The organism is Dryocola boscaweniae, from assembly GCF_025215095.1.
GTDB classification, from domain to species: domain Bacteria; phylum Pseudomonadota; class Gammaproteobacteria; order Enterobacterales; family Enterobacteriaceae; genus Dryocola; species Dryocola boscaweniae.
On sequence record NZ_JALHAP010000070.1, the window covers coordinates 54,427 to 68,596 of the forward strand.

The 14,170-nt window shown below is 55.4% G+C and carries 13 protein-coding genes; 9 read left to right on the forward strand and 4 right to left on the reverse strand.

All coding sequences use genetic code 11. The annotated features are described in order from the left end of the window. Positions 1 to 194 precede the first annotated feature (194 nt). Together mrcB and hrpB are read right to left on the reverse strand one after the other, a co-directional pair. Complete coding sequence (gene mrcB, locus MUA00_RS03730; protein ID WP_271121895.1) at positions 195 to 2,735, reverse strand: bifunctional glycosyl transferase/transpeptidase; 2,541 nt, start codon at positions 2,733 to 2,735, stop codon at positions 195 to 197. A gap of 80 nt (positions 2,736 to 2,815) precedes the next feature. Then, positions 2,816 to 5,248 carry an ATP-dependent helicase HrpB gene (gene hrpB, locus MUA00_RS03735; protein ID WP_271121894.1) on the reverse strand — a complete coding sequence of 811 codons (2,433 nt, stop codon included), beginning with the start codon at positions 5,246 to 5,248 and terminating at the stop codon, positions 2,816 to 2,818. 73 nt (positions 5,249 to 5,321) lie between these two features. Between hrpB and thpR the strand changes: the two genes are divergently transcribed. The 9 genes from thpR to panD all read left to right on the forward strand — a co-directional run bounded on the left by thpR (position 5,322) and on the right by panD (position 12,313). After that, on the forward strand, positions 5,322 to 5,861 hold the full coding sequence (thpR, locus tag MUA00_RS03740; protein WP_271121893.1) for an RNA 2',3'-cyclic phosphodiesterase: 540 nt from the start codon (positions 5,322 to 5,324) through the stop codon (positions 5,859 to 5,861). Continuing rightward, positions 5,862 to 6,566 (forward strand): DNA/RNA nuclease SfsA, encoded by a 705-nt coding sequence (gene sfsA, locus MUA00_RS03745; protein WP_271121892.1) that lies wholly within the window; start codon positions 5,862 to 5,864, stop codon positions 6,564 to 6,566. 191 nt (positions 6,567 to 6,757) lie between these two features. Beyond that, positions 6,758 to 7,213, forward strand: coding sequence for an RNA polymerase-binding protein DksA (gene dksA / locus MUA00_RS03750; RefSeq protein WP_121266913.1), 456 nt, complete (start codon positions 6,758 to 6,760; stop codon positions 7,211 to 7,213). Positions 7,214 to 7,278: 65 nt separating this feature from the next. Beyond that, the gene (gluQRS, locus tag MUA00_RS03755; protein WP_271121891.1) at positions 7,279 to 8,175 is read left to right on the forward strand and encodes a tRNA glutamyl-Q(34) synthetase GluQRS; all 897 of its coding nucleotides are present in this window, start codon (positions 7,279 to 7,281) and stop codon (positions 8,173 to 8,175) included. Between the two features lie 56 nt (positions 8,176 to 8,231). Beyond that, entirely contained in the window at positions 8,232 to 9,629 is a 1,398-nt protein-coding gene (gene pcnB / locus MUA00_RS03760; protein WP_271121942.1) for a polynucleotide adenylyltransferase PcnB, read from the forward strand. Next, complete coding sequence (gene folK / locus MUA00_RS03765; protein ID WP_271121890.1) at positions 9,626 to 10,105, forward strand: 2-amino-4-hydroxy-6-hydroxymethyldihydropteridine diphosphokinase; 480 nt, start codon at positions 9,626 to 9,628, stop codon at positions 10,103 to 10,105. Before pcnB ends, folK begins: the two co-directional genes overlap by 4 nt. Before the next feature lie 70 nt (positions 10,106 to 10,175). Continuing rightward, entirely contained in the window at positions 10,176 to 10,970 is a 795-nt protein-coding gene (gene panB / locus MUA00_RS03770) for a 3-methyl-2-oxobutanoate hydroxymethyltransferase (RefSeq protein WP_271121889.1), read from the forward strand. A gap of 13 nt (positions 10,971 to 10,983) precedes the next feature. Further along, a complete protein-coding gene (gene panC, locus MUA00_RS03775; protein WP_271121888.1) occupies positions 10,984 to 11,838 on the forward strand; it encodes a pantoate--beta-alanine ligase in 855 nt (284 codons plus the stop codon). Positions 11,839 to 11,932: 94 nt separating this feature from the next. Continuing rightward, a complete protein-coding gene (gene panD, locus MUA00_RS03780) occupies positions 11,933 to 12,313 on the forward strand; it encodes an aspartate 1-decarboxylase (protein WP_004387652.1) in 381 nt (126 codons plus the stop codon). Between the two features lie 44 nt (positions 12,314 to 12,357). Here the strand turns inward: panD and MUA00_RS03785 are convergent, their stop codons facing one another. Both MUA00_RS03785 and MUA00_RS03790 read right to left on the reverse strand, forming a co-directional pair. Beyond that, the gene (locus MUA00_RS03785; RefSeq protein WP_271121887.1) at positions 12,358 to 13,608 is read right to left on the reverse strand and encodes a polysaccharide deacetylase family protein; all 1,251 of its coding nucleotides are present in this window, start codon (positions 13,606 to 13,608) and stop codon (positions 12,358 to 12,360) included. 77 nt (positions 13,609 to 13,685) lie between these two features. Beyond that, on the reverse strand, positions 13,686 to 14,117 hold the full coding sequence (locus tag MUA00_RS03790; protein WP_271121886.1) for a PTS sugar transporter subunit IIA: 432 nt from the start codon (positions 14,115 to 14,117) through the stop codon (positions 13,686 to 13,688). Positions 14,118 to 14,170 lie beyond the last annotated feature (53 nt).

A 14,170-nucleotide genomic window follows, 5' to 3' on the forward strand; every position in this document is an offset into this window, starting at 1 on the left:
GTGAGGAATGATAACGTAAACGATAATTATTATTATGCCCGCGGGATAATAGTCGAAACGGAAAGTGCATAGCAAGCGGATCACGTCCCTATAAAGGTCGAGGGAATAATAATTAACCAGAGGGACTATCAGGGATTTACCAAAAAGAAAAACCCCCGTTACAAACGGGGGTTTTGTATTACGAATATTGCAAATTAGTTATTACCGAACATGTCCTTAATCCAGCCCGCAACGCCATCGCTTTTTTCTTGCTGCTGAGGCTGTTGCTGTTGCTGCTGTTGTTGTGGCTGTTGAGATTCGCCGGACGATTGATCGAACGGATTGTTCATCTGCTGCTGCTGCAGACTTTGCTGACACAGCGCATCCGGATTAGTCGTCCAGACAGGCAGAGTACGAGTCGCACCGCCTGCGCACTGGAAGTTACCCGCGTCATCTATCCCCATATCGACGATATCTTCCGGGGCCGTCAACGTCAGCGGAATTGGCGTCTGGTTTGCCAGATAACGCTGATAAAGCGCCATCGCGCCGCTCGCACCGTACAGCTTGGTCGGCTGGTTGTTATCGCGTCCAACCCAGGTGATGGTCACTTTTTTACCATCTATACCCGCAAACCAGGTATCCACATTGTTGTTGGTGGTCCCCGTTTTACCGGCCAGGTGCAGGTTAGGGTATTTGCCGCCCAGCGCACGCCCGGTACCCCGGTTCATTACCTGCTGCATGGTGTAGAGCGTCATATAGGCCGCTTGCGCCGGTACCGCCTGCTCCGCCTGTGGGAAGCTCTGATAAAGCACCGTACCGTCTTCCGCAATCACCGAACGTAGAGCAGAAAGCGTGGCGCGATTACCGCCGCTGGCGATAGTCTGGAACGCCTGCGCGACCTGAATCGGCGTCAGGTTCAACGCGCCCAGAATCATAGCAGGAACCGGATTAAGCTGATCCCTTGGCACGCCAAGTTTCGTCCATGTTTCCGTCACGGCTGGCAGCCCAAGCGCCATGCCAAGATTAACGGTTGGCACGTTCATAGAGCGAGTTAACGCATCCACCAGCATGACCTGCCCGCTAAAGCGACGATCGTCGTTCTGCGGCGACCAGACCTGGCCATTTGGCTGACGCAAAGAGATTGGCGCATCCGCAATCCAGGTATTCAGGCGATAGCTGTCCGGCTGGCTTAATGCCGTCAGATAGGTTGCTGGTTTCGCCAGTGAACCAATGGAACGACGCGCCTGCATCGCACGGTTGAAGCCTGCAAACTGAGTTTCAGCCCCACCGACCATCGCGCGTACTTCACCGGTATATCTGTCGACAATCACCATCGCCGCTTCAAGGTCTTTGAGCTTACGGGAAGCACGCAGAACCGGCACGCCTTCGCTAACTGCTTTTTCCGCCGCATCCTGAGAAACCGAGTCGAAGGTGGTGAAGATCTTCACGCCGGAGAGATCTTTTACCTTGTCACCCAGTTTCGCCTGCAGCTCGTTGCGCACCATCTGCATGAACGCAGGCTGCGGAGTAATTACCCCGCCGCGCGGCTGCACGCCCAGAGGACGAGCGCTCAGCATGTCGTACAGCTCCTGATCGATAACCTTTTGCTCTTGCAGCAGGCGTAACACCAGGTTGCGGCGCTCCAGGGCCAGTTTCGGGTTGCGCCACGGGTTATAAATTGACGCGCCTTTCACCATCCCCACCAGCAGCGCCTGCTGATCGAGGCTCAGTTCTTCCACCGGACGACCAAAGTAATAGAGGCTCGCCAGCGGGAAACCGCGGATTTCATTATCGCCGCTCTGACCGAGATACACTTCGTTCAGATACAGTTCCAGAATGCGATCTTTGCCGTAGCGGGCATCCATGATCAGCGCCATGTACGCTTCGTTCGCCTTACGCCAGTAGGTTCTTTTACTGGTAAGGAACAGGTTTTTTACTAACTGCTGGGTCAGCGTACTCGCGCCCTGCACCGTGCGCCCTGCTGTCAGGTTCGCCAGCATTGCACGGCCTATGGAATAGACGCTGATGCCGTCATGCTCATAGAAGTGACGGTCTTCCGTGGCGATAAGCGTGTCGACCAGCAAATCCGGGAAGCCCGTGCGCGGCACAAACAGGCGCTGTTCGCCGTTTGGCGATGACAGCATGGTTATCAGGCGCGGATCCAGGCGGAAGAAACCGAAGCTGCGGTTGCTGTCCATATTCTGGATCGACTCCAGACTCCCGCCATTAAACACCAGGCGTGCGCGGATCTGCCCTTCTTTACTGTCAGGGAAATCAAACGGACGACGAATCATTTCTATGCTGTTGGCCTGCACGGTAAACTCGCCCGGACGCGTCATACGCGTGACCTGGCGATACTGCGTAGCTTCCAGCAGATTGATCATCTCTTTTTTGCTGTACGGCATGTCCGGCTCAAGGTTCACCATGCGGCCATACACCGCCGCCGGGAGCTGCCAGACTTTGCCGTCAATACGGCTGCGAATCTGCTGATCCAGGTAGACGCCGTAAATCACAAACAGCACCACAAAGACGACAAACAGCTTCAATAAGAACCATAGCCAGCGGTGTTTTTTACGTGGTGGACGGCCATTACCACCCCCCTTTCCTTTACGTGGCGGCATCGGTTCCTCGTCATCAAAATCATCACCGTAATCGTCGTAGTCTTCTTCCCTGAGTCGACGCTGGCTCACCTTCTCTTTCGCGGGACGAGTTGGTTTCCCTTTACGTCCAATAGGTTCGCGGTCATTCCCCGCCATTGCTTTCTCCACCAAAAAATGAGGCGCACGGCCTGATTCTCCTTCCTTCCGCACCTTGCGGAAGAAGAAATCTCTCAAAGTCACTGATATTTTTTCGTACGCCGCGTCGGCAGCGCTGTAGCCGGTGAGTCCGGCCAGACATGCTTCGGGTAGCGTCCTTTCATCTCTTTTTGCACCTCCCGGTACGCCCCGTTCCAGAACGCCGTTAAATCACGCGTAATCTGTAAAGGACGCTGCGCGGGAGAGAGCAACTCAAGCACTAACGGTACGCGCCCCTCGGCAATGGCCGGGGTTTGCGCTTCGCCAAACATTTCCTGCATTCGCACCGCCAGCACTGGCGGATTATCTTCATCGTAGCGAATAGCAATCTGGCTTCCGGTCGGCACAGTGTAATGAGTTGGCAGCGCACTATCCAGACGTTGACGCTGCGACCAACCGAGCCAGTTGTGAATCGCCCGGCTGAGATCGATATTTTTCAAGGCGCGCAGCGAGTGAACGCCGTTCATTTCCGGCAGCAGCCAGTCTTCTAAATCACGCAGCAGCGCTTCATCGCTCACTTCAGGCCATTCTTGCTCCGGCAGCCATTTAGCGGCACAGGACAGACGCATTCTTAGCTGTAATGCCTGCGGCGACCAGCTCAGCAAGCCCAGCCCGCGCTCGCGAATACCGTTTAGCATCGCCTGATGAAGCTCTTCTTCGGATGGCTTCGCCAGCGGCTGAACCTTGACCACCAGTTTGCCAATTTGCGTTCGGCGGAACGCTTTTAACGTTCCCTGCCCTTCGTCCCATTCGACGGTATTACTTTGTGTAAGCAGCCCCGGAACGCTTGCAATCAACGCGTCAATATCCAGCGGCAGCGCCTGGAGCATACGCGCATCCGGCGTCTGGCTGCCCTGCAAAAGCAGCGGCGCTAACAGCCATTCATAGCGGGTTAACGCATCGTCCTGGTTCAGCATCGCTCCCATGCCGTTCGCCAACTGGTAGCGCCCTTCCTGTCCGCGTCTGCGGGCGATGCGATCGGCAAACGCCTTTGCGAGCAAGGGGCCAGCTAAATCGATATCCACCTGCCCGCCACGGCTGTTTAAGCGCTTAAGGAGCTGGTTTGCGCGCTGCTGCCAGTTTTCCTGTCGGCGGCTAAATGCATTACGTAAATCGCTATCCTGCCCGCGCGGCGGCTCTTCCAGAATCGCGACCAGACGCGCAGCCGTTGCCTGTTCGTGTGCATTTTTAGCGGAAACCAGCATGGCGGCAAAGCGCGGATCGTTGCCGAGCTGCGCCATTTTTTGCCCTGTCGGCGTCAGGCGATTTTGTTCATCCAGCGCGTTTAGCTGCCGCAGAAGCGTTTGCGCAGCGGCAAGATTCGTCTCTGGCGGCGCATCCAGCCAGGTCAGTTGATTCGGGTCCTGACAGCCCCACTGTAAAAGCTCCAGCCACAGGCCGGAAAGGTCGCTTTGCAGGATTTCCGGTTCGCTTTGCGCGGCTGCGCGTTCCGCCTGCTCAGCGCTGGTAAGATGCAGGCAAATGCCGGGTTCAAGACGCCCGGCACGTCCGGCGCGCTGGGTCATGGAAGCCTGGCTAACGCGCTGCGTGACCAGCCGCGTCAGCCCGGAGCGCACATCAAAACGCGCCACGCGCTCAAGCACGCAGTCAACGACCAGCCGAATGCCTTCAATCGTGAGGCTCGTCTCGGCAATGTTAGTCGCCAGCACCACCTTACGTGTACCGGGAACCGCCGGGAGAATCGCTTTACGCTGCTCGCTGAGCGATAAGGCGCCGTATAACGGACAAAGCTGCACATCCCTTGCGACACGCTCCACAAGCTGTTCCTGCACGCGCTGAATTTCGCCTACGCCCGGCAAAAACAGAAGCAGCGAGCCGGGTTCTTCGCGCAGCAGGTTCGCCACGGCAATGGCAACGGCTTCATCGAAGCGCTGATGGGCGGCAAGCGGTAAGTAGCGACGTTCAACCGGATAAGCGCGCCCTTCGGAGCTGATAACCGGCGCGTCAGGAAGGCTGCGCTGCAGGCGCTGATTATCAAGCGTTGCCGACATGATAAGCAGCTTAAGATCGTCGCGCAGGCCAAGCTGTACATCCAGCAACAGCGCCAGGGCCAGATCGGCCTGCAAGCTGCGTTCATGAAATTCATCGAGGATCACAAGCCCGGTGCCGGTAAGCTCCGGATCCTGCTGGATCATGCGGGTTAAGATCCCCTCCGTTACCACCTTAAGCCGCGTATTCGGTCCGACGCAGGTTTCGGCTCGCATCCGATAGCCAACCGTTTCTCCGGTCTTTTCACCCAGCAATTCTGCCAGCCTTTGGGCAACGTTACGCGCCGCAAGACGACGCGGTTCCAGCAGCAGTATGCGCCCGTTAATTACGCCGGATTTAAGAATTTGCAGCGGAAGCCAGGTGGATTTACCCGCCCCGGTAGGCGCGTTAAGCAGCACCTGCGGCGAGCGTTTAAGCGCGTTAAGAACATCAGGTAACACCGCAGCGACCGGTAATGACGACACAAACAGCTCCAAAGGGTTAACATACGCAGTCGCGCATTGTAGCATCCCGCAAAATCTTAACCGAGAGACAACTATGGCCGACACTCGCCGACTGTTCTTTGCCCTCGATATGCCCGCCGGAGTACAGCGGCAGATTGTCCAATGGCGCGCCGAAAATTTTCCTGCTGACGCAGGGCGGCCCGTTGCGGCGGCGAACCTGCATTTGACGCTCGCTTTTCTTGGCGACGTGAGCATCGAAAAGCAAAAAGCGCTGTGCCAGCTAGCCGGGCGTATCCGGCAGCCTGGTTTTACGTTAACGCTTGATGACGCCGGGCTTTGGGTTCGTTCACGCGTTGTCTGGCTTGGACCGCGCCACGCCTCGCTCGGCCTGATTCAACCTGCCAATATGTTGCGCGCTCAGGCGGCACGAAATGGCTGCTATCAGAGCCCACAGCCGTATCATCCGCATGTGACGCTGTATCGTAACGTGACCCAGTCCGTCGCCATCCCGCAGCCCAACTTTCGCTGGCAGTTTAAAGTTGAAGAATTTGTGCTTTATGAGTCCGTTTTTGCGCAAGGACGCACCCGCTATCAGCCGCTGGAACGCTGGAAACTAAGTAATAAGGAAGAGTAGATGGAATTTACCCCGGCGCTACAACCCGCCACGCTGATTAAACGCTACAAGCGCTTTCTGGCCGATGTCATCACCCCAGCGGGCGAATTATTGACGCTTCATTGTCCAAATACCGGAGCAATGACCGGTTGCGCAACGCCTGGCGATACCGTCTGGTATTCGACTTCGGCAAACTTAAAGCGTAAATATGCCCATACCTGGGAATTGACGCAGACGCAAACCGGCGATTTTATTTGTGTAAATACGCTGCAGGCAAATAACGTCGTTAAGGAAGCGCTAAGGGAAAATCTGCTGCCGGAATTAAGCGGTTACACAAAAATTCTGAGCGAAGTAAAGTACGGCGCAGAACGCAGCCGCATCGATTTTATGCTACAGGCGGATAACAAAGTTAACTGCTATATTGAAGTGAAATCAGTCACGTTATCCGAACAGGGAAGCGGCTTTTTTCCGGATGCCGTAAGCCTTCGTGGGCAGAAGCATCTGCGGGAATTGATGAGCGTGGTTATGCATGGAGAGCGCGCAGTGCTGCTGTTCGCGGTATTACATTCCGCCATCACTCGTGTCTCACCGGCACGCCACATCGACGCAAAATATGCGCAACTTTTGTGCGAGGCGCAGGAATGCGGGGTAGAAATAATCGCCTGGCGGGCAGAACTTTCTGCTAACGGGCTGACTCTAACTTCGCCGTTGCCTGTCTGTTTATAACGTTCCATTTATAAAGAGCAGTTAACGTATTGTATGTTTTGTGTTCGGGCCGCTCGCGTAAATACGCTTTTCTTCACAGGGTTGTCAAGAGAGGAATTTATATAATTGCCATCCTGAAAAGCATCTGCTATTTATAGCGGCCTGATTTTCCCCCAACAGGGGACCGATAGTGCGTGTTAAGGAGAAGCAACATGCAAGAAGGGCAAAAGCGTAAAACATCGTCCCTGAGTATCCTCGCCATCGCTGGGGTGGAGCCATACCAGGAGAAAGCGGGCGAAGAATACATGAACGAAGCCCAGCTGTCGCACTTCAGGCGTATACTTGAAGCCTGGCGTAACCAACTTATGGATGAAGTTGATCGTACCGTCACGCACATGCAGGATGAAGCTGCTAACTTCCCGGACCCGGTAGACCGTGCCGCTCAGGAAGAAGAGTTCAGCCTGGAACTGCGCAACCGCGATCGCGAACGTAAACTGATCAAGAAGATCGAGAAGACGCTCAAGAAAGTAGAAGACGAAGATTTCGGCTACTGCGAATCCTGCGGCGTTGAGATTGGTATTCGTCGTCTTGAAGCTCGTCCGACAGCTGATTTGTGTATCGACTGCAAAACGTTGGCTGAAATTCGCGAAAAACAAATGGCCGGCTAAACGGCCCGCAATTTCACAACATTCCAAAGGCGGGAGTCTCTCCCGCCTTAATTATTTGTAGACTCATGAAAGCTCCTCACTACATCGGGCGTTTTGCCCCCTCGCCTTCCGGCGAGCTCCATTTCGGCTCGCTGATTGCCGCCCTTGGCAGCTATTTGCAGGCACGTGCAAATCAGGGCCGGTGGCTGGTCCGCATTGAAGATATCGACCCTCCTCGCGAAGTGCCGGGCGCCGCCGAAACAATTTTGCGTCAGCTTGACCATTACGGCCTGCACTGGGATGGCGAAGTTCTGTGGCAATCTGAACGACATGAGGCCTACCGGGAAGCGCTGAACTGGCTTCGCCAGCAGGATTTAAGTTATTACTGCACCTGTACCCGCAGTCGCATTCAGCAGATCGGCGGTTTCTACGATGGGCACTGCCGGACGTTAAACCATGGGCCAGAAAATGCGGCGATGCGGCTGGCGCAGCAGCATCCGGTATTAAGTTTTGAAGACCGTCTGCGCGGCAAGCTGGTAGCCGATGAACAACTTGCGCGGGAAGACTTTATTATCCATCGTCGAGATGGCCTGTTTGCTTATAACCTGGCCGTAGTCGTTGATGATAATTACCAGGGCGTGACGGAGATCGTACGCGGCGCCGATTTAATCGAACCTACCGTGCGACAAATTTCGCTGTACCGGCAATTTGGCTGGCGGGTACCGCAATACGTTCATCTGCCTTTAGCGCTAAACGATCGGGGCAATAAATTATCCAAGCAAAACCATGCCCCCGCCCTGCCGCAGGGCGATCCACGTCCGGTTCTGGTTGCCGCTTTAACATTCTTAAACCAGCCGGTTATCGCCCACTGGCAGGACTTCACGCTTGAAGGTCTGCTAAGCGAAGCGGTGGAAAATTGGGCGCTGGCAGACATTCCGCTAAATGCAGCCATGAATACGGCATTCTCAAATGCCCCACACTGAGCTATGATTAGCCGCTGTTTTTTTTGTCCCTATGATTGACACTGCCGAGGTGGACCATTTTTACCCGAGTCGCTAATTTTTGCCGCAAGGTGCTTAACCGCGATGATGTCGTGGCTGAGGAGAATGAAGATCTCCCGCAAATCACGGTCATTCCGCGTGACCAGCACGCTATCTCCCGCAAAGATATCAGTGAAAATGCCCTCAAGGTGCTCTATCGTCTGAATAAAGCAGGCTACGAGGCATACCTTGTTGGCGGCGGCGTCCGTGACCTTCTGCTTGGCAAAAAACCGAAAGATTTTGACGTGACAACCAGCGCCACGCCGGATCAGGTGCGTAAACTCTTCCGCAACTGCCGCCTGGTAGGCCGTCGTTTCCGCCTGGCTCATGTCATGTTTGGGCCGGAAATCATCGAAGTCGCCACCTTCCGCGGTCACCACGAAGAGCAAAAAGCCGATCGTCAGACCTCGCAAACCGGTCAAAACGGCATGCTGCTGCGCGATAACATCTTCGGTTCCATCGAAGAAGACGCCCAGCGCCGCGACTTCACCATCAACAGCCTCTATTACAGCGTGGCGGATTTTTCGGTCCGCGATTACGTCGGCGGCCTGCGCGATTTGCGCAACGGCGTGATTCGTCTGATTGGCGATCCGGAAACGCGCTACCGTGAAGACCCGGTGCGTATGCTGCGGGCGGTCCGCTTTGCAGCCAAGCTGAATATGACTATCAGCCCGGAAACCGGCGACCCCATTCCGCGCCTCGCTACGCTGATTAACGACGTGCCGCCTGCGCGCCTGTTCGAAGAGTCCCTGAAGCTGCTTCAGGCGGGCCACGGCTACGCCACCTACGAACTGCTGCGCGAATATCAGCTATTCCAGCCGCTATTCCCGATTATCACCCGGTACTTTACCGAACAGGGCGACAGCCCGATGGAGCACATGATTGCTCAAGTGCTGAAGAACACCGATAACCGCATTCAGAATGATATGCGCGTTAATCCGGCGTTCCTGTTCTCCGCCATGTTCTGGTATCCACAGCTTGAGATGGCACAGAAACTCACCCAGGAAAGCGGCCTCGCTTATATGGACGCGTTCGCCCTGGCGATGAACGAAGTGCTGGATGAAGCCTGCCGTGCGCTGGCGATTCCGAAACGCATTACTACGCTTGTACGCGATATCTGGAGCCTGCAACTGCGTCTGTCGCGTCGTCAGGGAAAACGCGCCTGGAAGCTGATGGAGCACCCTAAATTCCGTGCCGCGTACGATCTGCTGGCCTTACGCGCCGAAGTGGAAAACAACCAGGAGCTGCTGCGCCTGACCAAATGGTGGGGCGAGTTCCAGGTAGCCGCGCCGCCGGCCCAGAAAGATATGCTCAATGATTTGGGTGATGAACCCGCAGCGCGTCGTCGCCACCGCCGTCCGCGCAAACGTGCGCCGCGCAGCGGAGGAGCTGCATGACGCTGGCGTATATCGCGCTGGGCAGCAATCAGGCGTCACCGCTGGAGCAGGTAGCCTCAGCGCTTAACGCCATAGCGGCCATTCCGCAAAGTCGGGTGGTCGCCACGTCTTCTTTTTATCGCACTCCCCCGCTCGGCCCGCAGGATCAGCCGGATTACCTGAATGCCGCAGTGGCGCTGGAAACAGACCTGTCCCCTGAAGCACTGCTTGACCATACTCAGCGCATTGAGCTTGAGCAAGGCCGCGTGCGCAAAGCAGAGCGTTGGGGGCCGCGCACGCTTGATCTCGACATCATGCTGTTTGGCGACTTAATTCTTTCCACTCCGCGCCTGACCGTGCCTCATTACGATATGAAAAACCGGGCATTTATGCTGGTGCCGCTGGTGGAAATCGCGCCCGAATGCGCCTTCCCGGATGGTCTGCGCGTCGCCGATGCGCTGGAAAAGCTTTCCCGCGCGGGCATTACTTACTGGTAACGCCGAACCCATTCCTTTGTTAAAGTAGCCATCAATTACACTCCCTCACTATTCCAATCCAGGGACTGCCATGAAACCAACCACAATGTCTCAGTTGCGCCAATGGAAACAGGCTCAACGTAAATTCGCCACCATCACCGCGTATGACTTCAGCTTCGCCAAACTGTTTGCCGAAGAAGGTGTCGGTGTGATGCTGGTCGGTGATTCATTAGGGATGACCGTTCAGGGGCATGACTCCACGCTGCCGGTAACCGTAGATGATATCGCTTACCACACGCGTGCGGTTCGCCGCGGCGCACCAAATTGCCTGCTGCTTGCAGACCTTCCGTTCATGGCGTATGCCACCCCCGATCAGGCTTTTGCCAACTCGGCAGAGGTGATGCGCGCCGGGGCGAATATGGTGAAAATCGAAGGCGGCCGCTGGCTGGTTGAAACCGTCAAAATGCTTACCGAGCGCGCCGTACCCGTTTGCGGCCACCTGGGTTTAACGCCGCAGTCCGTGAACATCTTCGGCGGCTACAAAGTTCAGGGGCGCGACGAAGCGGCCGCACAAACATTGTTTGACGATGCCGTAGCGCTCGAAGCCGCTGGTATTCAACTATTAGTGCTGGAGTGCGTGCCGGTTACGCTTGCTAAACGCATTACCGAGGCGCTGAGCATTCCGGTGATTGGCATCGGGGCGGGCAACGTAACTGACGGCCAGATTCTGGTGATGCACGATGCCTTCGGTATTACCGGCGGACATATCCCGAAATTTGCGAAAAACTTCCTGGCCCAGGCAGGCGACATGCGCGCTGCCGTGCGCCAGTACGCTGCTGAAGTTGAGTCCGGTGCCTATCCGGGCGAAGAACACAGTTTCCACTGACAGGAGAAAAGTTGTGTTGATTATCGAAACGTTACCGCAGCTCCGCCTGCAAATTCGCCGCTGGCGCCAGGAAGGTAAACGCATTGCCCTGGTGCCGACCATGGGCAATTTGCACGACGGGCATATGACGCTGGTCGAAGAAGCGAAAGCCGCGGCCGATGTCGTGGTGGTGAGCATTTTTGTCAACCCGATGCAGTTCGACCGCCCGGACGATCTGGCTCGTTATCCGCGCACTTTGCAGGAAGACTGCGAGAAACTGAATCGCCGTAAAGTCGATTTGGTGTTCGCTCCTGCCCCGTCCGATATCTACCCGAAAGGGCTGGATACGCAAACTTTTGTCGATGTACCGGGGATTTCTACCATCCTTGAAGGCGCGAGCCGTCCGGGACATTTCCGCGGCGTATCCACTATCGTCAGCAAGCTGTTTAATCTGGTTCAGCCCGATGTCGCCTGCTTTGGCGAGAAGGACTACCAGCAACTGGCGCTTATTCGCAAAATGGTTGCCGATATGGGCTACGACATTGAGATAATCGGCGTGCCGACGGTGCGTGCAAAAGATGGCCTGGCGCTGAGTTCCCGCAATGGTTATCTGGGCGCCGATCAGCGCAAAATCGCCCCGGGCCTGTCCAAAGTGATGAATTCGCTGGCCGATAAACTGCGCGCGGGTGAACGCGATACGGAAGAAATGCTGGCGCTTGCGGCAGCCGAGCTGAATGAAAAAGGCTTCCGCTCTGACGACCTGCAAATTCGTGATGCGGACACGCTTCTGGAGCTGAGCGCCCAAAGCAAACGCGCGGTGATTCTGATGGCCGCATGGCTTGGCCAGGCGCGTCTGATTGATAACATTCAGGTTGATTTAGCGCAGTAGACAGCCCCTTTAAAACGGGCAATACTGCGCCAATATATTCATGAGATCGATGAAACTCGATCCGGTTTAAACCCAGACACAAAGGTTTAATTTTATGATTCGCACCATGCTGCAAGGCAAGTTACACCGCGTGAAAGTGACCCAGGCGGACTTGCACTACGAAGGCTCCTGCGCCATCGATCAGGACTTCCTGGAGGCGGCAGGCATTCTGGAATATGAAGCCATCGACATTTACAACGTGACCAACGGCAAGCGTTTCTCAACTTACGCTATCGCCGGCGAGCGCGGTTCTAAAATTATCTCCGTCAACGGTGCGGCTGCGCACTGCGCCGACGTGGGCGACATTCTGATTATCGCCTCCTACGTGACGATGCCGGACGAGCAGGCCCGTAGCTGGCAGCCGAAAGTCGCCTATTTTGACGGCGATAATGAGATGAAGCGTCTGGCGAAAGCCGTGCCGGTTCAGGTGGCTTAATCAGCTAAATAAAAAATACCCGCAGATGCGGGTATTTTTTTACCTCAGGACTCCGGCTGGTTCGTTATCAGCCTCGACATCGTTTCCAACGAATCCGTACGTAAGATATAAAGCCGTTTTAGCAAAAACGGATTATCCCCCGGCTTCACCTTTCCTCTGACCGTTGTCACCGCCATATGGAATCCCGCGTCATTCGCCGCCTTTACCGCTTTGTCGTCATAGCCGCCGAATGGATATGACAGGTACAGCACGTGCGGATTAAACTGCGCCAGCGCACGCCTGGAATGTTCAAAATCGAACAGAACGTTGTGGTAGCTGCGGCTTAGCAAGATTGGGCGACGGTAGCCGTCAATGCGGTGCAGGAAGTGGGTATGGGACTGCACGTCAAATACATCCTGGCTGGCCTGCAGCTCCGAAAGGCTCATAAACTGCAATGCTTTCGGATTCCACTGCTGCGGATGGCGCTTAATGCGTGACGAGATAATAAACGAGGTGGCTTTAAAGCCATACTTTTTGAGAATCGGATAAGCGTAGCGATAAACCGATTTCAGGCCGTCATCAAACGTAATAACCACCGAACGCGCAGGCAGATTCATGCGATTGCGCACATAGCCTTCGAGCTGATACATAGACAGCGTGGTGTAACCCCTGTCGCGCAGCCAGGTCATCTGGTTGCTGAAGGCCACCACGGAAGTGGTTGTTGAGGTATGACGGAAACGCGTGTTTTCTTCATCCCGCAGGATGTGATGGTAAGTCAGCACCGGAATGCCGTTATCCTGCTGCGCATCCAGGCTGCTCACATAGCCCAGACGGTTGCCGATGCGGATCTGAAACCAGGTCTGGTTCAGGCGGTCTTTCAGGCGAGCAATAACGGGATAACGCAGGTTTTCTGCAAGCGTGCCAAAAGGCGCGCTGCCGCTGCTCGGGGCGTTATACACCTGCACATCGCGAAAGGTGACAAGGTTCTGATTGCTCAACGGCTTGTTTAAATCGCCCAGGCGGTCTTCGACACGCTGTTTACCCGCCACCGGGCCGAGATGCGCTTTGTCGATAAAACCGGTGCCAAAACCAAAACGAAATTCGTAGTAGTCCGCGGCCGTCGGCACCACGGCAAGGATTTGCCCTTCCTGCACCGTACCAACCGAAATGACTTTATCCCCCACCTGCGCCCAGATATCGGCATCCTCAGTGGTTTGCATATACTGCGCGGGGATTGCATGGCTGCTGAGCAGGCTGGCGCCAGCGTAACCTGCGCAACACAGCGCCAGCAGGCAGAAAATAAAGCGAGTTAACATAAAGGGTTTGTTTTTGCACAACGACGGGAAGGAAGCGCTTATTCTAGCAAAAAGCCGCCTGATACCAATCTTTCAAATCAATAATGATGCAGTAAAACAAAAGGCGGATTTTTCTGCTGCTGATGCCAGAGACTAGTAACGTCTTTTCCACCCTGCTCAACGATAAGCTGGCGGAAAGCATCGCTTGAGAGCGTCTCGCGGTGAGCACGCATAGCAAAAAGCAGCGGTAGCGTAACGCCGGAAATGACTTCGCAATGGGAGTGCTTATGGCTTAACTGCGCGGCTGTGCGGTAGGGAGCCGCGCCCGTTTTATCAGTCAGAAAGATGACGCCGTCTCCGGAATCACATTTGTAGAGCGCATCGCACAGCATGCGGCTGAGCATATTGGTGCTGAGCCCTTGCCAGAAATTGACGGCATAGCACTGCGGCTGGGGGCCAAAGCGTTCTTCAATCACCTCCAGCATATCCTGTGCAAAATAGTCATGACCTGCGATCACCCATCCCAACATATCGCGTCTCCTGTGAGCGAAACGCTAGTGTGACAGAATGGATTTCAGGCGGT